Annotated in this window: 16 protein-coding genes; 10 read left to right on the forward strand and 6 right to left on the reverse strand. The window is 62.4% G+C overall.

All coding sequences use genetic code 11. The features are described 5' to 3' along the window. The first annotated feature begins 295 nt into the window (after positions 1-295). The 3 genes from LCF60_RS19710 to LCF60_RS19720 are packed head-to-tail and all read left to right on the forward strand — an operon-like array spanning position 296 to position 5,155. Complete coding sequence (locus LCF60_RS19710; RefSeq protein ID WP_292294215.1) at positions 296-766, forward strand: MarR family transcriptional regulator; 471 nt, start codon at positions 296-298, stop codon at positions 764-766. A gap of 2 nt (positions 767-768) precedes the next feature. Next, positions 769-2,040, forward strand: coding sequence for an efflux RND transporter periplasmic adaptor subunit (locus tag LCF60_RS19715; protein ID WP_292294217.1), 1,272 nt, complete (start codon positions 769-771; stop codon positions 2,038-2,040). Positions 2,041-2,044: 4 nt separating this feature from the next. Beyond that, positions 2,045-5,155, forward strand: a complete 3,111-nt coding sequence (locus LCF60_RS19720) for an efflux RND transporter permease subunit (RefSeq protein WP_292294218.1) — start codon at positions 2,045-2,047, stop codon at positions 5,153-5,155. A 135-nt stretch (positions 5,156-5,290) separates the two neighbouring features. Here the strand turns inward: LCF60_RS19720 and LCF60_RS19725 are convergent, their stop codons facing one another. Together LCF60_RS19725 and LCF60_RS19730 are read right to left on the reverse strand one after the other, a co-directional pair. Further along, positions 5,291-6,160 carry a CoA ester lyase gene (locus tag LCF60_RS19725; RefSeq protein ID WP_292294220.1) on the reverse strand — a complete coding sequence of 290 codons (870 nt, stop codon included), beginning with the start codon at positions 6,158-6,160 and terminating at the stop codon, positions 5,291-5,293. Continuing rightward, positions 6,157-7,386: a CoA transferase gene (locus LCF60_RS19730; RefSeq protein ID WP_292294222.1), complete on the reverse strand. Its 1,230-nt coding sequence runs from the start codon at positions 7,384-7,386 to the stop codon at positions 6,157-6,159. Before LCF60_RS19730 ends, LCF60_RS19725 begins: the two co-directional genes overlap by 4 nt. A 92-nt stretch (positions 7,387-7,478) precedes the next feature. On the opposite strand from LCF60_RS19730, the gene LCF60_RS19735 reads away from it, so the two are divergent. Then, entirely contained in the window at positions 7,479-8,426 is a 948-nt protein-coding gene (locus LCF60_RS19735) for a LysR substrate-binding domain-containing protein (protein WP_292294224.1), read from the forward strand. A gap of 322 nt (positions 8,427-8,748) precedes the next feature. Next, positions 8,749-10,143, forward strand: coding sequence for a hypothetical protein (locus LCF60_RS19740; RefSeq protein WP_292294226.1), 1,395 nt, complete (start codon positions 8,749-8,751; stop codon positions 10,141-10,143). 78 nt (positions 10,144-10,221) lie between these two features. Here LCF60_RS19740 and LCF60_RS19745 read toward each other — a convergent pair whose 3' ends face one another. Further along, positions 10,222-11,652 (reverse strand): mannitol dehydrogenase family protein, encoded by a 1,431-nt coding sequence (locus tag LCF60_RS19745; RefSeq protein ID WP_292294228.1) that lies wholly within the window; start codon positions 11,650-11,652, stop codon positions 10,222-10,224. 26 nt (positions 11,653-11,678) lie between these two features. After that, on the reverse strand, positions 11,679-12,890 hold the full coding sequence (gene uxuA / locus LCF60_RS19750) for a mannonate dehydratase (protein ID WP_292294230.1): 1,212 nt from the start codon (positions 12,888-12,890) through the stop codon (positions 11,679-11,681). A gap of 98 nt (positions 12,891-12,988) precedes the next feature. Between uxuA and LCF60_RS19755 the strand changes: the two genes are divergently transcribed. From LCF60_RS19755 to LCF60_RS19775, 5 genes are read left to right on the forward strand one after another with little or no spacing between them, the layout of a single operon-like run. Beyond that, complete coding sequence (locus LCF60_RS19755) at positions 12,989-13,735, forward strand: GntR family transcriptional regulator (protein ID WP_292294233.1); 747 nt, start codon at positions 12,989-12,991, stop codon at positions 13,733-13,735. Next, positions 13,732-14,703 (forward strand): TRAP transporter substrate-binding protein, encoded by a 972-nt coding sequence (locus tag LCF60_RS19760; protein ID WP_292294235.1) that lies wholly within the window; start codon positions 13,732-13,734, stop codon positions 14,701-14,703. The genes LCF60_RS19755 and LCF60_RS19760 overlap by 4 nt, the downstream gene beginning before the upstream one ends. Positions 14,704-14,762: 59 nt before the next feature. After that, on the forward strand, positions 14,763-15,269 hold the full coding sequence (locus LCF60_RS19765) for a TRAP transporter small permease subunit (protein WP_292294237.1): 507 nt from the start codon (positions 14,763-14,765) through the stop codon (positions 15,267-15,269). 3 nt (positions 15,270-15,272) lie between these two features. Beyond that, positions 15,273-16,550 carry a TRAP transporter large permease gene (locus tag LCF60_RS19770; protein ID WP_292294239.1) on the forward strand — a complete coding sequence of 426 codons (1,278 nt, stop codon included), beginning with the start codon at positions 15,273-15,275 and terminating at the stop codon, positions 16,548-16,550. 7 nt (positions 16,551-16,557) lie between these two features. After that, the gene (locus LCF60_RS19775) at positions 16,558-17,601 is read left to right on the forward strand and encodes an L-idonate 5-dehydrogenase (protein WP_292294241.1); all 1,044 of its coding nucleotides are present in this window, start codon (positions 16,558-16,560) and stop codon (positions 17,599-17,601) included. Positions 17,602-17,772: 171 nt separating this feature from the next. On the opposite strand, the gene LCF60_RS19780 is transcribed toward LCF60_RS19775, so the two are convergent. Both LCF60_RS19780 and LCF60_RS19785 read right to left on the reverse strand, forming a co-directional pair. Beyond that, positions 17,773-19,560, reverse strand: coding sequence for a histidine kinase N-terminal 7TM domain-containing protein (locus LCF60_RS19780; protein WP_292294243.1), 1,788 nt, complete (start codon positions 19,558-19,560; stop codon positions 17,773-17,775). Between the two features lie 244 nt (positions 19,561-19,804). After that, positions 19,805-20,283 (reverse strand): MFS transporter (locus tag LCF60_RS19785; protein ID WP_292294245.1); only part of this gene is annotated, 479 nt, incomplete at its 5' end.

Below are 20,283 nucleotides of genomic sequence, written 5' to 3' on the forward strand. Positions count from 1 at the left end.
TCACGCACCCCACCACCGGCAATTGCAACTGCCAGCTTGTCCTTCGAAACGTCGATCCCAACATGGATCGTCGGTTGTTCTTTCTTCATGCCTTCCTCCATCGCAAATCGACGGCACTTGCCGCCATGCGATCAGAATACAGGCTGATCCCTCAGAAGCGTGCCGATGAAAAAAGACATGCAGTCTTACAAACGTCTTGCGCCGCGACACGCAGCGTCATTTCGTTCAATATATTCTGAACATTCTGGACATGCCGGCGCTCGCTACTTAGTTGGACTGCGACATTGGAGGAATCATGACGACCGGAAACGACAAACAGGTCCGCACGGACTTCATCGAGCGAATGGGACTTGTCGCTCAGGCGGAGAACATGCCGCGAAGCGCCGGGCGGCTATTTGCGCTGCTCGTTTATGATGGTGGTGCCGTGGCCTTCGGCGCGTTGGCCGAGATGCTCCAGATCAGTCGGGCGAGTGTCAGCAACTCGGTCCGGCTACTAGAAGAGCGTGGCCTGGTGAAACGGGTGACACGCCCTGGAGAGCGGCAAGACTTCTTCGAGGTCGCTCCGAATGCCTTTGCCGCGCTTCTGGCAGCCTCGGCGGCACGCGTCGCTGCGGCACGTACCGAGGTGGCGAAGACCTTGGGCGAGTTGCCCGACGAGGCGCAGGGGCCGCATGAACGGCTCACGGAATATCTGGGCTTCTACGAGGCCATCGGCGAGGGGTTGAACATCGCGATCAGCCGCTTTGGAGACAGGAAGAAGAGCTGACCATGAATGACATGACACGCGGTGGAACCTCCGGCGCAAATCCGGCACCGGCAGGAAAGCAGGACACCGGCGCCAAGCCCGAATGGGCGATGAGTCGGCGCGAGATCGAACGCGTGCTGCGGGCACGGGCCGGTCTGCCGCCGCTGCCGCGCCGCTGGCCGTGGCTTGTAGGGCTGGTCGTTCTGCTGGCGCTCGCCGGTGGTGGCGCCGCCTTCTGGCAGATGCGGTCGGATGCCTTGGTTCCGGTGGCCGAGGTGCCTGCTGAAGCCGAGGCAGCGCCGGTAATGGAGCTTCTTCCCGCGGAATACGACGTGCTGGATCCGGTCGACCTGCGTCGCGCCGTTCGCGTCTCGGGCACCATCGAACCCGTCCGCTCCACGCAGGTTTCTTCCGAGGCCGGCGGCCGGGTGGAATCGGTGCTGGCAGAGACCGGTGACGTTGTCGCTGCAGGCGATCTGCTCGTGCAGATCGACGTCGAGGCGCTGACGCTCGAACTGGACCTGGCGCGCAGCAACCTTGAGGCGACGCGCATCCAGCTCGACCTTGCTACCGCGCAGCTCGGTCGGACCGAGGCGCTGGTGGAACGCGGCGTCGCCAGTTCCTCGGCTCTCGACGAGGGGCAGAGCAGCGTTCAGGGCCTGCGCGCGAACCTGCGCGCACAGCAAGATCAGGTGCGGGCCGCCGAACTGCGTCTTGGCAACGCCTCTGTCCGCGCGCCCTTCGACGGGAGAGTGGCGGCGCGCAGCGTGGAGCCGGGCCAGTACGTCTCGATCGGAACGCCGCTCATGACGTTGGTCGATCTTTCCACCGTCGAGATGGAAGCGAGCGCTCCGGTTGCGGCGGGCGCCACGCTGCGACCCGGTCAGCCGGTGGAGGTTGTGGTGGACGGCGGGCAAGAGCGTGTCTTTTTGGGCGAGGTCGCGCGGATCAGCCCTGTCGCCGGGGAAGGCACCCGTACGCTCCCTGTCTTTGTCCGCATCCCCAACGATGACGGGTCGCTGCTGGGCGGCATGTTCGCTACTGGCCGGGTCGTGACCGCCAAGGCCGAGGCCGCCCTTGCGCTGCCGTCGGATGCGATCCTTGAGGACAGCGACGGCACATATGTCCTGCGCATCGTCGAGGGGCGGATCGAACGCGCCGAAGTCGAGGCCGGCGGCACATGGGGCGACGATCTCGTTCGCATCGTCTCGGGTCTGTCTGCGGGCGATCTCGTCGTCACTGCGCCGCTGGCGGAACTCGCCTCCCGCAGCCTTGTCCACATTCTCGAGGATTGAGCCCTTGTTCCTGACCCGCATCAGCGTCAACCAGCCCGTCTTCGCAACCATGATCATGGTCGCGCTGATGGTCGTCGGTGTCTATTCCTTCCAGCGCCTGCCGATCGAGCAGCTTCCGGACGTGGACTTCCCGGTCGTCGCGGTCGTCGTCTCCTATCCCGGCGCGTCGCCCGAGGCGGTCGAGGCCGACGTGATCGAGCCGATCGAGGACGCCGTGAACACCATCAGCGGCATCGACGACATCCAGTCCACAGCCCGCTCGGGCCAGGCGCTGGTGGTGATGATCTTCGATATGGACGTGCCGTCGGCCACGGCCGTGCAGGACGTGCGGGACCGCATGGCCTCGGTCGAGGCGGGGCTGCCGGACGGCGTGGGCGATCCGACCGTGCTGCGCTTCGACCCAGCCGAACTTCCGGTGATCTCGGTCGCCGTCAGCGCCGAGGGCATGGCGCCGCGCGACCTTACCGCGCTCACCGAGGACGTGATCGCTCAGCGCTTCTCCGTGATCGAAGGTGTGGGCAGCGCGTCGGTCGTGGGGGGCGTTCCGCGCCAGCTCGAGATCCTGCTCGACCCCGACCGGATGGCGGCGCTCGGCGTTGGCGTGTCCGAGGTCACGCGCGCGCTCGCCCTGGAGAACCAGGATCTGCCGGCGGGGTCGGTCGAGACCGCGCGACAGGATCAATTGTTGCAAGTGCAGGGCCGGATCGACCAAGCCGAGGACTTCCTTGAGATCATCGTCGCGCGCCGTGGTGGCGAGCCGGTGCGCCTTGGCGACCTTGCCCGCATCGAACTGGGCGAGGCCGCGCCCGAAAGCCTTGCCATGCTCGATGGCGCGCGCGCGCTCGCCGTCGACATCGTCAAGACCCAGGGCGCCAACACCGTCGCCGTGGCCGAGGAGGTGCGCGCCGCAGTGGCCGAGATGATGGCGGGTGACCTGCCCGAAAATGTGCGGCTGGACATCGTGCGCGACAACGCGGTTGCGGTCGAGGAATCCTATCACGGCGTTCAGGACATGCTGATCGAAGGCGCGGCCCTGGCGACGCTGATCGTGTTCCTGTTCCTGAACTCCTGGCGCTCCACCGTCATCACCGGCCTTACGCTGCCGATCTCGATCATCGGAACGATGACGGCGCTCTGGGCACTTGGCTTCACGCTCAACATCATGACGCTTCTGGCACTGTCGCTGGCCGTCGGCCTCTTGATCGACGATGCCATCGTGGTGCGCGAGAACATCATGCGTCACCTGCACATGGGCAAGACGCACCGGCAGGCGGCGCTGGACGGCACGAACGAGATCGGCCTTGCCGTGCTGGCAACGACCCTGTCGATCATCGCGGTCTTCCTGCCTGTGGCCTTCATGGAAGGCATCATCGGGCGCTTTTTCCTCCAGTTCGGCGTGACCGTCTCGGTTGCAGTGCTGATCTCGATGTTCGTGGCCTTCACGCTCGACCCGATGCTGTCTTCTGTCTGGTACGATCCTTCGGCCGATCCGAACACGAAGCGAGGGATCCTGGGCCGGGCCGTGGCGCGCTTCGACCGGGGCTTTGACTTGATCGCGGTCGGATACAAGGCTGTGCTGCGCTCGTCGCTGCGCCACCGAATGACGACGCTGCTTGTGGCGATGCTGGCCTTCCTCGGCAGCTTCGCCCTTGTGCCGCTTGTTGGAGCGGAATTCTCGCCGGCGGCGGACACCAGCGAATTTCAGGTCGAGATCGAAACGCCGCCCGGCTCGTCACTTGACTACACGGCGGCGAAGATCGCACAGGTGGACAGGGTCCTGCGGGAGTTTCCCGAGGTCATCGGCACCTACGCCACCGTCGGCTCCGGCACCTCGGCCGCCGGCAACAGCGCCGCGACGATCGTGGCCCGCATGGTCGGCCCAGAAGAGCGCGAGCGCACGCCGACCGACATGACGCTGCCGGTGCGCAAAGCGCTTGGCACCATCCCCGGCATCGAGGCCGTGGTGGGTGCGGCGGGCGGTCTTGGCGCGGTACAGGCGCCCGTGGTCGTCAACCTCTACGGCGAGGACATGCGCGTGCTCCAGCGCCTTGCCAGCGACCTCGCACAGGACATGTCGGCCGTCGAGGGGCTCGAGGACGTGACTTCGAGCCTCGAGGCGGCGCAGCCGGTTCTCAGCGTCCGCGTCGACCGCGAAGCGGCCAGCGATCTCGGCGTCAGCCTGTCGCAGGTCGGCGCAGCGCTGCGCCCGATGCTGGGCGGCGAGGAGGTCACGGACTGGACCGCGCCCGACGGCCGCAGCTTCACCGTTGTCGTGCAACTGCCCGAGGCGCTGCGCAACGACCTCGACACGCTGCGCAACCTGCCCATCGCGGCAGCGGAGGGCGGCATGATCCGTCTCGACCAGGTCGCCGAGATTGCCCAAGACACAGGCCCCTCCGAGATCAACCGGCTTGATCTCGCGCGGCAGGTCTCTGTCACGGCGAACCTTGCCGGTGCAACCCTCGGCGAGGTCATGGGCGGCGTGCAGTCCGCCATCGACGCGCTGGACACGCCGCCGGGCTACCGCGTCACCACGGGCGGCGACGCCGAGATGATGGCCGAGACCGCCGCCTCGGCGGGCACCGCGCTGCTGCTGGCGGTGATCTTCATCTACCTTGTGCTCGCCTCGCAGTTCGGCAGCTTCCTTCAACCCGTCGCCATCATGATCTCGCTGCCATTATCGCTGATCGGGGTGATGCTGGGACTTCTGATCGGAGGATCGACGCTCAACATGTTCTCGGCCATCGGTTTCATCATGCTGATGGGGCTCGTCGTGAAGAATGCGATCCTGCTTGTGGACAACGCGAACCAGCACATGCGGGACGGTTGGAACCTTTACGATGCGCTGGTGGAGGCCGGGGCGACCCGCTTCCGGCCCATCGTGATGACGACGCTTGCGATGATCTTCGGGATGCTGCCGCTGGCGCTGAACCTTCACGGCGGGTCCGGCCAGAACGCCCCGATGGCCCACGCGGTGATCGGCGGGCTAATCAGCTCGGGATTGCTGACGCTGGTGGTGGTGCCCGTCGCGCTGACCTACGTGGACGCCTTCGGGCGCAGGGCCTCGCGGCTGTTCCCAAAGGGCCCCGACCATGCCGGGGCGGAGGCGGGGTGAGCCGGGGTTTCCCGACATTCTGCAATTAAGGCAAGTTGCATCGGTCTCCGGCAGACCTCTGCCGGCCTGAAACCGTCCCGGCTCGAAGCCGTGCGCCCTCGTTGCGCTCTTTGGCAGGATCGCTCGGGGTCCGCGTCAACGCGCGTTTTTCCGCGCCTCGGCAAGCGCAATCGTGCGCCTTGCCTTGGCGACGACCGGAGCATCGACCATGCGGCCGTCGTGCAGGAATGGTCGACCGCCATTTTCCGCATCACGAGCGACGATTTCGCGCGCGGAAGCCACGGCTTCGGGAGAGGGAGTAAAGACGGCGTTGATGACATCGACCTGTCGGGGGTGAATTGCCACTGCGGCACCGAAACCCATGCGTCGTCCAAGCTCCATCTGCTCCCGGTAGGCGGCCATATCCCCGATCTCTGCAATGGAGCCGGGCGAACCGATCGGCACGAGGCCAGCTCCTCGCGCCGCCGCAACGATCATCTGAGCAAAGACTGACATTACCGTCCGAGACGAGTCCGCTCCGAGATCGACCGCCAAATCTTCTGGCCCGATCATCAGGGCGGCCTGTCTCTCCGGTGCCGCCGCCGCAATGTCAGCCAGTCGTCCGAGTGCCAGGGCGCTCTCGATCTGGGAGATGACGTAGATCTGCGGCGGTGCCCCGAGCTCGCGGAGGATCTCGGCAACCGCGACGACGAATTGAGGCGTGTCGACTTTGGGAACCATGACGAAGTCGACACCGGCCGCAACGCAAGCCGCGAGGTCGGGAACGAGCAGAGTCCAGGGTCGGTTGACCCGGACGCCGACTTGCGCTCCGCTGCTGCGCAAGGACGTGACATCTGCCGAGAGACCTTGGCGCGCGGCCTTTTTCTGATCCGGTGGGATCGCATCCTCCTGATCGAGAATGAAGCCGTCGGCAGGACGGTTCAGGGCAGAGGCGAGCAGACGGGCGTTTCCTGCCGGCACGAACAGCATGCTGGCAATGCCGGAGAGGCGGTCTGAAGCAATCATGCCGTGGTACCCGTCAGCTGCGTTGGCTCTTCGACGATGCTACGCGCCACCAGGTCGTCAATGCGATCACGGCTGAAGCCGAGCGCCGCAAGGATCGCGACGGAGTGGGCACCAAGAGCGGGGCCTGGGGTCTTGATGACACCGGGCGTGCGCGACAGGCGAGGCGTAATGGCGTGCATCGGGAAAGACGCCATATCACTGTCCGGCGTTTCCACAATGACCTCTCGGCTGGTGATGTAGGGGTGCCCATCCAGGTCGGCGACGCCGGCGACGATCCCGACCGTGACCTCGGCCTTGGTGAAAAGCTCGACCAGTTCGTCACGGGGCAGGGAGCGCATGAAATCGGCCACCGCCGCGTCGCATTCTTCGAGGTGGTCGATCCGGTCCGAATTGGTGGAAAAGCGCGGATCGGTGATCATGTCGGGGCGACCTATGACCCGAAAGACCCGTTCCGCCATCGCTTGGGTGGACGCCGAGAGCGCGACGAAGCCGCCATCGGCAGTCTCGTAAATATTGCGCGGCGCGCTGAGTTCGGACAGGCTGCCCATGCGCCGGGGCTCGCGGCCCGTGAGCCGATGGTTGGCGATTTGCGGCCCCAGGCACGCGAACATCGGCTCGAACAGCGACAGGTCGATGACCTGACCGGAGCCGTCGCGGTCGCGTGCGCGCAGTGCCATCAGAGTTGCCGCGGCGCCGGATTGCCCCGCAATCATGTCGGCAAGCGCCAGTGGTGGAAGCACCGGGGGTCGATCTTCGAAGCCGTTCATCATCGCAAAACCGGACATCGCCTCGATGAGACTGCCGAAACCCGGGCGGCCACGCCATGTTCCTGTCTGGCCCCATCCCGAGATCCGAACCACGATCAGCCCCGGATTGCTGGCGAGCAGATCATCGGGGGCAAGACCCATCTTCTCGAGAGTGCCCGGCCTGAAATTCTCGACCAGAACATCGGCAGAGGCGATGAGTTCACGTGCCACGGCCAGACCTTCGGCGCTGCGCATGTCGACCGCGAGGCTTTGTTTGTTGCGGCAGTATGCCTTCCAGAAGGTCGACACGCCTTCGACACGCCAGGCTCTCAGGTCGTCGCCCAGACCCGGTTTTTCAATCTTGATCACTTCGGCACCGAAATCGGCCAGCACATGGGTAAGCACGTTGCCAGCGACCAGCCGCGACATGTCGATGACCCTCAGGCCTTCGAGCGGGGCGCCTGCGTTCTGTCCTGTCATGTCGTTATCCTCCGGTTGTTGCGACGACACCTTGCCTTGCCCGGCTCAAACAAGGGATGATGCAAGATATAAGAATTTGATATGGAAAGCGGATGGATATTCGAAAACTGCGCAGTTTTGTAACCGTGGCCAAGCTGGGGTCGATCTCGTCCACGGCAAAGGCGATGCGGTTGGCGCAGCCTGCCGTGAGCCAGCACATCAAGGCGGTGGAAACAGAGTTCGGCGCGCAGCTCTTCGAGCGCAAGCGCAAGGGCGTCACCCCGACTGAAGCAGGGCAGGAGGTGCTCCGGCAGATCACGCAGATGCTCGAGATCTACGACCGGGCGCGTTCGGACCTTCAGGATGCGCGCGGTGAGCCTCGTGGCGCTGTGACGCTGGGGCTGCCCACAACGGTCGCGGCGACCCTTTCGGCGCATTTGATCAAACGTGTGCTGGGGAAATATCCCGGGATCAGGCTGCGCATCATAGAGTCGATGTCGGGCCACCTGCGCGAATGGGTCGATGAAGGCCGTGTCGACCTTGCGGTTCTGTTCGAGCCGATCGACGCCGTCGAAACCGCCGGTGAACCCCTTCTGATCGAAGACCTGTTTCTCATCGTGTCGGCTTCGTCATCTCAATTCAAGGACCGGGTCACCGTCGAGTCTGCAGAGCTTTCCGGAGTGCCGCTCTGCCTGCCTGGAAATCCCCATTCCTTGCGTGTGATGGTTGATCGCTATGCGGCACAGAACGACATCGAGCTCGATATCCGGTTCGAACTCGATGCCACATTTGCCATGCGCGAACTCGTTGCCGAGGGCTATGCCAACACGATCCTGCCGCTGTCCCCGATCCGACGCGATGTGGCCGAAGGTCGATTGAAGGCGCTGCGCATCGGTGTTCCCGACTTCGAGCGTCGATTGGTGTTCTGCCGCTCGCCCGTGCACTCCTTCACGCCGGCTTTCGCCGTGGTTCGGGACGAACTGATCGCCACTCTCGATGAAATGCACGCCAACCGCAGCCTGGGCGCGCGGATTGTTTCACGGCGTCGGGCAAGGGCATAAAGAATACTGATATCAAGCAGAAGGCATCGCCTTCTCCGAATGATTGTGTTTTTCGTGCATATCGGAGAGACATCAATATGACGGCAGCGACTGGCATTTCCAGCGCTACCGGGCAAGCCTATGTCGAAATCATGTGGGAGTCGCTTTCCGCATCGGGTGAAGTCAATGAGCGCGTCGAGATGGGAAGGGAATGTGTGAAAACACTTGCCGCCCCATCATCGCATCAAAACGTGACGCTTGTGGAAAAGGCTCTGGGCACTCGCAAGGGATCATGCATTATCCCATTCGGACCTATCGCGCCGGGAAGGTATAGCGCATAACGATGACCAACGCGATTGCGGCAACAACCGGCCTTGGACTGGTCTTCCTAACCCTCGTCGTGGTCCTTGCGGAGTGGGGCGCGGGCGCTTGGGCGATCGGCTTGCAATCTCTGACCGCCCTCGTTCTCCTTCTTGTCCTGGCGCCGCAGGTCAGGCGCGGACGGCAAGTCTTTGTCGCGGTCGGAATCCTTCTGACAGTCGGATTGGCTTACCAAAGCGCGGATTGGGTGACGTCCGCACGCGTCGGGTTGGAAAAAGCGGCCTTCATAGGTGCCTTCTTCTGCGCGCTCTCAAGCCTGCGCAGCGTCGCAGAGGGGTCTCCCGCGATCCAGAGTGCCGGTCGGTTTCTTGCCTTGCAGCCACCGGGGCGCCGCTACATCGCTCTGACCTTCGGCGGTCAAGTGTTCGCGCTGGTTCTCAATTACGGGGCCATTGCCCTGCTGGGTGGCTTGGCGACTGCCAGTGCCAAGACTGAACAAAATCCGGAGATCAGGCGACATCGGACACGACGCATGCTGCTGGCGATCCAGCGCGGGTTCGCCTCCACATTGCCGTGGTCGCCTCTGTCATTTGCGGTTGCGATCACGACAGCGATAATTCCTGACACCACGTGGGCTTCGGTCGCAGTGCCAGGAATGGTGACAGGGTTCTTGATGGCGGTGACGGGTTGGGCGCTGGACACGATCTTCAAACCCCGGATTGCCGGTTCGCCGGGCGTCAGGCATGCCCCGGACGGGAACTGGATGTTGATGTCGCCTCTCCTGATCCTGCTGATCACGATCATGGGGGGCATCGGCGGGCTTTACATGCTCACCGGGATCCGCGTGGTGGGACTTGTCATCCTACTCGTCCCGACCGTCGCCCTTCTCTGGGTCTTATTGCAAAGCCGGAGCCAGGGCGGAACGAGACGTTTCCGAACCTGGCTCGGTGTCTACGTTTTCACCGAACTGCCCGCTGTGAAGGGTGAGGTCGTGTTGCTCATGATGGCGGGATATATCGGAACGGTCGGTTCCGCGCTGCTGGTGCCGGCCATCGCCGCCAGCGGTCTCGATCTTTCAGGCGTACCGACGTCTTTCCTGTTGGTGGCCTTCGTCTTTGTCATTCCGGCCGCGGGCCAGATCGGCATGAATCCCATCCTTGCGGTGACGCTTCTGGTGCCGGTCATTCCGTCGGCCGACCTTCTCGGTGTCACGCCGACGGCAGTTGTCGTTGCGCTGACCGCAGGATGGGCCCTGTCCGGCATGACGTCTCCTTTCACCGCGTCCACGCTGATGGTTGGAGCTTTTGGCCAAGTCCCGGCACGGCATGTCGGACTGGTTTGGAACCGGGGATATTTCCTGATCACCTCGATCATCGTATCGATCTGGGTGCTTGGGTTTGCCGGACTTCTGGCGTGACGTCCCGCGCCGAATGGTTGCGATGGAGCTCGCAACCGATTTCGGGCTGTCACTTGGATTAGGCCAACAGGAAGCGCGTCAGGTTGTTTCTTGCGCAATGACCTCGGTCATGGGCCGCGTCAGCATGGCGTGCAGGATGTCCGTGACCTCGTTCCAGAACGCGTCGTCCCACGTGACGGCCTGTGGCATGAAAGACGCAGCGCGGATGGCCGTGACCACCTCGTGGGCGTCCTTGCCATGTGCCATGTCTGTCAAGGCATCCGCCCGGGGATCGCGCAGGTCATACGGCGCGCAATCATGGGTCGATCGGGATATGTGACGCAGCCAAGCTGCGGTCGCAAAGGCAAATGGACGGGTATCACATCCCATGGCCCTTGCCTCAGAGACGGCGGCAAAGACGCGCTGGGGCAGCTTTTCGGACCCGTCCATAGTGATCTGAAACGTCTCATGGGCAAGATGCGGGTTGCGAAACCTTTCCTCGAGCTGTTTCGCATAGTTCGCAAAATCGACCCCCGGCAGAGGTGGCAGGGTCGCGGCGGCTGCGCGCAGGTGGCGTGACACCAGACGCGACAGGTCTGGGTCGGCCATGACGTCGCGCACGTAACGGTGCCCGGCCGCAAAACCTGCATAGGCCAGCATGGAATGGGTCCCGTTCAGCATGCGCAGCTTCATGGTTTCGTAGGGCTGCACGTCGTCTGTAAAAATTGCGCCGCCAGCTTCCCAGCGCGGGCGACCGGTCGGGAAATGCTCCTCGATGACCCACTGGTGAAAGCCTTCGGTCTCGATCGCGGCGTCATCCTGAAAGCCGATCATCCGGCGCGCAAGATCAAGCGTGTCCTGCGTGCGCGCAGGGGTGATCCGGTCCACCATGGTGCCGGGAAAGGCCACGTCCTGTGCGATGTGATCGACCAGGTCGGGCGCCGCATGGCGAGCGAAATCAACCAGCAGACCGCGCAGGACGGCGCCGTTTTCCGGCAGGTTGTCGCAGGACAGACAGGTAAAGGGCGGCAATCCAAGGGTCCGCCGTTGCCCAAGCGCCCAGACCAGAAGACCGGCCAGCCCCTGCGGTGCATCGGGTTGCGAAAGATCGCTTTGGATCGCCGGATGCTCCGGGTCAATGCCCCCGGTGCTCCGGTCCAGTCCATAGCCCTTTTCTGTGACGGTCATCGACACGATCCGTGTGCCGGGCGCCAGAAGCGCCTCTTCGACAGCGTGCCGATCGGTTTGCAGGCAGAAGGCTGTCGCGACAGACCCGATGACGCGCGCGCGGCTGCCGGACACATCCCGTTCGATAAGAGTGTAAAGCCCATCCTGCGGCTGTAATTCACGTGATGGCGCGTCACTGCGCAGGCTGATCCCGGCAATACGCCAGTCTCCACCAAACTCGGCCAGTGCGTCGTCAGTATAGGCCGCCTGATGCGCCTTGTGAAACGCGCCCAACCCGATATGCACGATGCCGACACCATGGTCTGCGCGCCGATACCCCGGAACCCGGACCGTCTGTGGCAACTCTTGTGTTTCATCAAGCCGCGGGATCATGACGGCCGATATGCATGCTGAAGCCCGGCAATCACGCCGCGAAGTTCGGCAAGCCCTTTCAGTCGTCCGATGGAGGGATAGCCCGGCTGCGCCTTGCGGTGCAGATCGTCAAGGATGTCCTGTCCGTGATCCGGACGGAACGGGATCGACCAGTCCTCGCGACCTTCGGCGCGGCGTCGCGCCTCCTCCTCGAGCGCTGTAGAGATCAGGGCGACCATGTCGGTATCGCCGGCAAGGTGTTCATCCTCGAAAAACGAGCCGAACAGCGCGTCGGTCTCGCGCTTGACGTTGCGCAGGTGCAGGAAGTGCACCCGATCCCCCAGCCGCGCCATCATGCCCGGCAGGTCGTTGTCCGACCGCGCGCCAAGCGAACCGGAACAGAGCGTGATCCCGTTGGCGCGCCGATCCACGGCTTGCAGGATGGTGGCGTATTGCGCCTCGGTCGACATGATGCGGGGCAGGCCAAGCAGCGGCACCGGCGGATCGTCGGGATGACAGCACAGGCGCAGCCCGCACTGTTCGGCGACAGGAACCACCTCTTCCAGAAAGTCGATCAGGTGTTGTCGCAACCGGTCCTCGTTGATGGTGTCATACTCGGCGATATGCTGGCGCACGTCGTCCAGTGAAAACCGCTCTGCGGCGCCTGGCAGGCCGAACACGACGTTGCGTGCCAGTTCCTCGCGGCGGCCATCGCTCATGGCTGAAAATCGCGCTGCCGCTTCGTCGCGCAGGGCGTCGTCAAAATCCGCCTCGGCACCCTTGCGTGATAGAATATGCAGATCGAACGCCGCGAAATCCACAAGGTCGAAGCGCATGCAGGTCGCGCCCGAGGGACGTGGCCAGGCAAGATCGGTGCGGGTCCAATCGAGCACCGGCATGAAGTTGTAGCAGATCACCGCGATGCCCGCGTCGGCCAGGTTGCGCAGGCTTTGCTTGTAGGCATCGATATGCGCGCGCCAGTCGCCCTTCTGCTTCTTGATGTCCTCTGACACGGGCAGGCTTTCGACGACGTCCCATGCGATCCCGGACGGGCGTCCGTCCTTCATGGTCGCGATATCCCGTTGCCGTCTTGCGATCTCCTCGGGGGACCAGACATCGCCTGTCGGAATATGATGAAGGGCAGAAACGATCCCCTCGACCCCGGCCTGCCGCGTGTCGTCGATGGACACGAGATCCTTCGGTCCAAACCACCGCCATGTCTGCTTCATCCGTCATCCTTCCGACTCGTCTGTGTCTTTCTATCATTTGAGCGCATTGCTGACTAGTATGGAAGTATGGTAAATTGCGACAAGGAGGACAGCGAATCATGACGGCTCACGGTGCCATTGCCAGCGATCTGGATCCGTCTGCGGCGATATCCCCCCAGATCTATGCACAGTTGCGCGAGGCGATCATTCGCAACCGGTTTTCGCCCGGCGACCGCATCTCGGAAAGCGAAATCGCGCGCGGCTGCTCGGTCAGCCGTCAACCGGTGCGTGAGGCGTTCATCAAGCTGGCAAGCGAAGGTCTTGTCGCGATCTTGCCGCAACGGGGCACGGTCATCACCAAGATCGGTTACAGCGCCGTTCTGGACGCCCGCTTTCTGCGCGAGGCGATCGAGGCGGATATCGTGGCGATCCTCGCCGCGCGGCCGGACGCAGCGGTGATCCGTGAATTGCGGTCCCAACTCAAGGCGCAGGCTTCGGTTGTCCGCACCGATCCGCTGGATTTCATCGGTCTGGATGACCGGTTCCACCGGACCCTGGCGGATGCCGCCGGCAAGGTCGGCGCTTGGCGGCTGATCGAGGGGCTGAAATCCCAGATGGACCGCGTGCGGTTCCTGTCCCTGGGGCATTTCCCGGTCAGGAAACTGATCGAGCAACACAAGGCGGTCGTGGACCGCATCGAGATTGGGGACCCGCAAGGGGCCAATGTGGCCATTCGGGGTCATCTGCGCGAGGTCCTGAGCGATCTGCCGCAAATCCTCGGGGCCAACCCCGACTTTTTCGACCTGCCGGACGGGAAAATCCCGCAACCGGTCAATGCACCTATCCAAGGAGGAGTGGATACATGACATTCAATTGGAAAATGACGGTTGCGGCCGCAACCGTGGCCACGCTTGCAGCCATGCCGGCGCTGGCACAGGACATGACGTTGAAGCTCGGGCATCTCGCCAATGAGGACAACCCGTGGCACCTGGCCTCGGTGAAATTCGGCGAAGAACTGTCGGCGCTGACCGATGGTCGGATCGCTGTCGAGGTCTTTCCGAACGAAAGCCTTGGCAAGGAAATCGACCTGATCAACGGCATGCAGCTTGGCACCGTGGACATGACGATCACCGGCGAAAGCCTTCAGAACTGGGCTCCGATGGCGGCGCTGCTGGCGGTGCCTTACGCCTATAAATCCATCGACCACATGGACGAGGTGGCCTCTGGCGCGATCGGTGACCAGATCAAGGCGCAGATTGTCGAAAAGGCCCAGATCCGGCCCATCGCCCACTTCGCCCGTGGCCCGCGCAACCTGACCTCGAACCGCGCGATTGCCCATCCTGACGAACTTAACGGCCTGAAGATGCGCGTGCCGAACGTGCCGCTCTTCGTCGACACATGGCAGGCGCTTGGCGCGAACCCCGGACCGATGGCCTTTTCCGAGGTCTTCACGTCGCTCCAGAACGGCACCATCGAAAGCCAGGAAAACCCTCTCGCTCTGATCCGCTCGGCGAGCTTTCACGAAGTGCAGAGCCACGTGAACATGACCGAGCACGTGCGCAGCTGGATCTACCTGACCATCGCTGAATCCACCTGGAACAAGCTGAGTGAAGAAGATCAGGGTCACGTCATGGAGGCCGCCAGCCGCGCGCAGGCTTATGAGCGCGAGCTGTTCAACGAAAGCATCGCCGCCGACCGTGCCTTCCTCGAGGAAAAGGGCATGACCTTTGTCGAGGTCGATGGCGCTGCGTTTCAAGCCGCTGCCAAGGATGCGGTGCTGATGAACGTCAATGACGAGATCAAGCCGATCGTCGAAGGCCTGTTCTCTGAGTGACCCAAACGATGTGGCGCCTCGACCGGGGCGCCGCATCTTCCTTGCCTCCGGAAACCGCGATGCAACATGCCGACAAGATCATCCACCTGACGACGCGGCTGGCCCGATGGGGCACAGGGCTGTCCTTTGCCATCCTGATCGTGGCGGTCCTGTTGCAGGTGATCGGTCGCCTGACCGGTTTGTCACTGGTCTGGACCGAGGAGCTGACCCGCTATGCGCTTCTTTTCATGGTGGCTTTCGGGGCTGGCTTGGCCTTCAGGTCGGGTGATCTGGTGAACGTGGACGTGGTCTGCGAAACGCTGCCGGGCCGCGCTCCCTGGGTGCTGAGGCTGGTCGCGGCGCTGGTTACGGCTGGGCTGGCAATCTACCTGCTGCCGCATGCATGGCGCTATGTGTCCATCGGCAAGATGCAGACATCGCCGGCCTTGGGCCTGCGCATGGATTTCGTACATGTCACTGTTTGGCTTCTGCTGGTCTTCGTGACGATTTTTGCCGTGCTGCGCGTTCTGGGCATGCTCACCGGAATGGAAGACGGCAAGCCCGTCAAACCAGACGAGGATACCTGACCGATGGACGTCGCTGTTCTGTTCTGCGTCTTTGTCGCCGGGCTGGTCGTCGGAATTCCGGTGGCCATCACGCTGGGCGTGTCCTCGCTGGCCTATCTGTTGATCGCCGGCATCCCGCCCGTGGTCATGCCGCAAAAGATGTATGCGGGGATGGACGTCTTTGTCCTTCTGTCCATTCCGGGCTTCATCCTTGCAGGCAACCTGATGAACCGGGGCGGGATCACGCAGCGGATCATCCGGTTCGCCAATTCCATCGTCGGATGGATCAGGGGTGGTCTTGGTCTGACCAATATCGCAGCCTCGATGCTGTTTGGTGGCATTACAGGCACTGCGGTGGCAGACGCCGCCTCGATCGGTGGCGTGATGATCCCCGGCATGAAAAAGGCAGGTTATCCTGCGGATTTCTCGGCCGCCGTAACGGCGGCGTCTTCGACAGTCGGTCCGATCATTCCACCGTCCGTGCCGATGATCATCGTGGGTGCCCTGTCAGGAATCTCGGTCGGACAGATGTTCCTGGCCGGAGCGGTTCCCGGCATCCTGATGGGTGTCGCGATGATGGTCACCGCCTACGTGATATCGGCCCGCAGGAACTTTCCCCGCCAGGAATGGCAGGGGTTCGGCGAAGTGGCCCGCGCGTTCGGCGGCGCCTTCTGGGCCCTCGCCATGACCTTCCTCATCATCTACGGGCTTTTGTCGGGTCTTGCGACACCTACGGAAACCGCCATCGTGGCGTCCGTCTACGCCTTCATCGTCGGGGCATTCGTCTATCGTGAACTGCCGATTTCCAAGCTGCCGGGCATCATCGTCGAAAGCGGCACCTCGGCTGCGGGGATCCTCGCGCTTGTGGGCTTTGCCAATGTCTTTGGCTGGATCCTCGTCTCGGAACGTATCCCCCAGGCCATCGCCGACGGGGTGCTCGGCTTCACCGACAACAAGTTCCTCGTCATCCTGCTGATCAACCTGTTGCTCCTGTTCGTCGGCATGTTCATGGAGACCATCGCGGCTTTGATCATCCTCTTCGTCCCGCTTCTGTCGCTGGCCGAGGCGGTCGGGATCGAGCCGCTGCATTTCGCCACCTTCGCCGTGCTGAATCTCATGATCGGGCTGACCACACCGCCGGTCGGCGTCTGCCTGTTCGTCTGCGCGGGCATTGCGCGGTTGCCGCTGATGCCGGTGGTGGTTGCGATCCTGCCCTTCCTTCTGACCAATATCGCCGTGCTCCTGGCCGTGTCCTACATACCAGCACTCGCGACCTGGCTGCCTTCCCTTCTGATCAAATGAGTCTGTCATGAAAACCCGTGTCTGCCGTCTTTATGGCCAGGATGACCTTCGTATCGACACCGAAACGGCCGCAGAGCCGGGGGCGGGCCAGGTTCTCCTGGCGGTCGCAGCGGGCGGCATCTGCGGTTCGGACATGCACTACCTGTCCGAGGGCGGCATCGGCACCATCCGCGTCCGGGAACCGATCATCCTGGGTCATGAAGCGTCCGGTCGGGTGCTCGCGGTCGGCACAGGTGTGACGGGGCTGGCCGAGGGCGATCCCGTCGCCATCAATCCAAGCCGCCCCTGCGGCAATTGCCGGTTTTGCGCCGCAGGGCTGCAAATGCACTGCCTGAACATGCGCTTCAACGGATCCGCCATGCGGTTGCCCCATGAACAGGGTCTGTTCCGCGATCGACTGGTGGTCGACGCGGCGCAGTGCATCAAGGTGCCGTCCGACGCCGATCTCGGCGCTATCGCCTGTGCAGAGCCGCTGGCTGTTTGCCAGCATGCCGCGCGCCTTGCGGGCGACATCGCGGGAAAGCGTGTCCTGATCACCGGAGCAGGGCCAATCGGGGCGCTGTGCACGGCAATTGCCGCGCAGAGGGGCGCGTCGGAGATCGTCGTGACGGATCTTCAGGATGTTGCATTGGAAGTCGCCGTCCAAATGGGGGCAACTCGCTGCATCAACGTGAGGCGCGATGGTGCGGCTATGGCGGAGTACGAAGCCGATAAGGGCCAGTTCGATCTTGTCTTCGAATGTTCAGCTGCCGAACCTGCAATCCGTTCGGCCATCGCATCGCTGCGCCCGCGCGGCATGTTGATTCAGGTCGGGGTTGCCGGGGACACACCAATGCCTCTGAACGCGCTTGTTGCGAAGGAATTGAGAGTGCAGGGCAGCTTCCGGTTCAACGAGGAATTCGGCCAAGCCGTGGAAGCCATCACCGGTGGCCTGATCGACGTTCTGCCAATGATCACGCAGCGCTTCCCGCTTGAGCAGGCATCCGAGGCCTTCGTCACGGCGGCCGACAGGTCGCGATCCGTCAAGGTTCACTTGAATTTTCACAGGTAAGCAAAAGCGTGGTCGTACAACCGGTGCCTTGCCAGAAGTAGTAGAGGACCCTGGACAAGATGCCGAGTTCGTAGCCCGACCGATCCCGAAACGGATTTTAAAACACCGCTGTATTCTTCGATGCGCCGGGAGACTGCTGCATGAGCTCGGAGCGCAAAAGCACAATGGCTCTTACTCGGCAGCGTCCGGCTGTACCGACACATTCTGGTCGGCGAGCGAAAACTCGAGATGAAAGGTCGAGCCGACTCCGATTTTGCTTTCGTAGTAGAGCTTTCCCGACAACTGCGTTGCCAGATTTTCGGAGATGTGCAAGCCAAGGCCGGATCCCTGGGTCGAGGATTGACCGCTGTCTTTCACCTGCTCGAAGCGACCGAAGACCTGTCCTTGCATACCATCCGGGATACCGCGACCCTTGTCGGCAATCGACAACCTCACCCATCCGTCCTGTTGGCTGATCGTCCCCTCAACGACCCCATTTTCGTCCGAGAACTTGATGGCATTTGAAACCAGGTTGTCGATGATCTGACGTATGGCAAAGGCGTCTCCCATGACGATGGCAGGTTGTTCGCCAGTTGCTTTGACGAGTTCGAGCGCACGTTTCGACGCGAACATCCTGTTCTCCTCGAAGCTCTCGTCGAGAAGCGTGTTCAGGTCGACTGGTGTCCTGTCGAGGGACAAGGCGTCGATAGCAATCTTTTGAGCCAGAAGAATGTTGTCGACCAGACGGGACAGGCGGATGCCGTTTCGATGTGCAATTTCAAGAGATGAGCGTACGGGATCGGGCAAATCGCCCAGGCGGCCGCTCAGCGCGAGGTCCAAACCGCCCTTGAGGGATGTCAGAGGCGTTCGGAGCTCGTGACTTACGGTCGAGATGAAATCATCTTTGGCGCGGTTGGCATTGTCCGCGTTCTTAAGCGCCTCCTCCAGCGCCGAGTGCATGGACAGCCGATCCGTGATGTCCACGAAGGTCACGCTCCATCCAAGAACAGTCCCGGAAGGATCAAGTGGGCTTTCAATTTCCTGAATCCTGGGCTCATAGGCCCGCGACCCGAAAATGACGTGGCCAAAATCTCTGGACGTACTCGGCGCACCTGTCGTCACGAGCATGTTGTCGAGAAGCCGGGCAGCGTCATGAAGAAGCGCGCTGCGCGCCGCGGCTGTGTTCTTCGAGACAATGTTTCGATGCCGATCAATGATGACGACGGGCTCACTCATCGTATTGAACAGGATCGATTTACCGACGGACGCCATGTCCATCGTCTTGTTGGTCACCAGCAACCAGGTAAATGCCAGTATCCCCAGCGTGAACATGAAGGCTGTGGGATCGAGCCCGGCGACGGTGAATCCCAAACCGACATAGGCGGCATTTGCGGTGAGTGGTGTTGCCGTGATCACAACCAACATGATCAGGATTGGCCAGGCGGCACGTCTTGCACGCCCGAACGCTCTTGCAAGGCAGAAGAGGGCAGCAATTACAAACGCATACAGGATTGCAATGCTCGCGTAGAAACCCGACCCGTGGTCGTATCTGATGTGCTCCTCGCCCGGGGGAATGATGGACGCGTCCGTATAAACGAGATTGTGCCACGGGTTGGTGGCGGCAAGAGCGAAGATGCCAGCCGGGATGACGATGAGAGAGGCGCTTACCGGGCGTTTTTTGAGCCAGGAGGCATGATCGACATAGGCAAAGACGAAAAAGCACCATGCAATCGGCACCAGGGAATTGCCTAACCAGGCCAAAGTCGCCCATTGGAGCTGACACGTGAACGTCCGTGATGCCGCCTCCAAGCCGACAGTCATCAACGTCCAGATCATGGCGACGAAGGTGACACCGTAAAAGGCCTTGCCTTCAAAGTTCTGGAATTTCAGCATCCAGATCATCACAAAGGCGGCGATGGCACTGACCGCGGTGACGCCCCAGAAGATCGGGTTCGAAAGTGCGCCTTCAATGCATGTCATCATAGTCTCACCCGACGCTCCCCAAGTCGAATGCCGTCGTCCTCACGCAGCCGCTTTTGCGCCGCCGCGATCCAGCGACTTCAGTGCGGCATGCCATGGGCCATGTTCCACTATTGGTTCGCCAACCGATCGCATGCTTGCTGGGCAAATTTGTGACCTGGCTGGACGGTCCTCGACTTTTTGGCAGGACTTACAACGACAGGTCCGCCAAGCACCAGTGCAACCATTCGCGGCCGGAACTGTTTTATTCGGGCACCGTGTTGTTTGGGTCTTTCAACGGCGTGTCATCCTTGAGCGAGACGGCCTGACGTTCGATCATGCGATGAACCTTGGGTTTCTCCCGACCGCGATGCAGTTTCAAAAGGCGCTGGTAGGACTCGGCATCAGCCTGCGTGCGGCGTTCATGGTGGCGGACATATTCGACCCAGGTCGGAACGTGATAGGTTTCGGTCCAGAAATCGGGATTTTCCAGATCCCGCAACAGCGTCCATTGCTGCGCTCCGTCGCGGATACGGATGCGCCGCCGCGCATTCATGGCGGCCAGAAATTCGGGCACGTCGGCCTGCGCGATTTCGTAATCGACCATGATCATGATCGGTCCGCTGCGCTGTCTCAGATCAAGCCGCAGTGAAGGTTCCTTGAAGGTATTGAGCGGATTCAGGTCAAGCTCTGTGAAATCCGGCAGCGGCACGCTCAACCCGGCCAATGCACCGGAGATCAGGA

Origin of the sequence: Marivita sp. (assembly GCF_020055635.1) — a bacterium.
Classification (GTDB): Bacteria; Pseudomonadota; Alphaproteobacteria; order Rhodobacterales; family Rhodobacteraceae; genus Marivita.

What these genes read in the sequence shown, in the direction of transcription:
- LCF60_RS19760 (WP_292294235.1), top strand. Translation starts at nt 13,732, where the DNA reads ATGACATTCAATTGGAAAATGACGGTTGCGGCCGCAACCGTGGCCACG.
- LCF60_RS19770 (WP_292294239.1), top strand. Translation starts at nt 15,273, where the DNA reads ATGGACGTCGCTGTTCTGTTCTGCGTCTTTGTCGCCGGGCTGGTCGTC.
- LCF60_RS19730 (WP_292294222.1), bottom strand. Translation starts at nt 7,386, where the DNA reads ATGACAGGACAGAACGCAGGCGCCCCGCTCGAAGGCCTGAGGGTCATC.
- LCF60_RS19755 (WP_292294233.1), top strand. Translation starts at nt 12,989, where the DNA reads ATGACGGCTCACGGTGCCATTGCCAGCGATCTGGATCCGTCTGCGGCG.
- LCF60_RS19780 (WP_292294243.1), bottom strand. Translation starts at nt 19,560, where the DNA reads ATGACATGCATTGAAGGCGCACTTTCGAACCCGATCTTCTGGGGCGTC.
- LCF60_RS19765 (WP_292294237.1), top strand. Translation starts at nt 14,763, where the DNA reads ATGCAACATGCCGACAAGATCATCCACCTGACGACGCGGCTGGCCCGA.
- LCF60_RS19715 (WP_292294217.1), top strand. Translation starts at nt 769, where the DNA reads ATGAATGACATGACACGCGGTGGAACCTCCGGCGCAAATCCGGCACCG.
- uxuA (WP_292294230.1), bottom strand. Translation starts at nt 12,890, where the DNA reads ATGAAGCAGACATGGCGGTGGTTTGGACCGAAGGATCTCGTGTCCATC.
- LCF60_RS19740 (WP_292294226.1), top strand. Translation starts at nt 8,749, where the DNA reads ATGACCAACGCGATTGCGGCAACAACCGGCCTTGGACTGGTCTTCCTA.
- LCF60_RS19710 (WP_292294215.1), top strand. Translation starts at nt 296, where the DNA reads ATGACGACCGGAAACGACAAACAGGTCCGCACGGACTTCATCGAGCGA.
- LCF60_RS19775 (WP_292294241.1), top strand. Translation starts at nt 16,558, where the DNA reads ATGAAAACCCGTGTCTGCCGTCTTTATGGCCAGGATGACCTTCGTATC.
- LCF60_RS19725 (WP_292294220.1), bottom strand. Translation starts at nt 6,160, where the DNA reads ATGATTGCTTCAGACCGCCTCTCCGGCATTGCCAGCATGCTGTTCGTG.
- LCF60_RS19735 (WP_292294224.1), top strand. Translation starts at nt 7,479, where the DNA reads ATGGATATTCGAAAACTGCGCAGTTTTGTAACCGTGGCCAAGCTGGGG.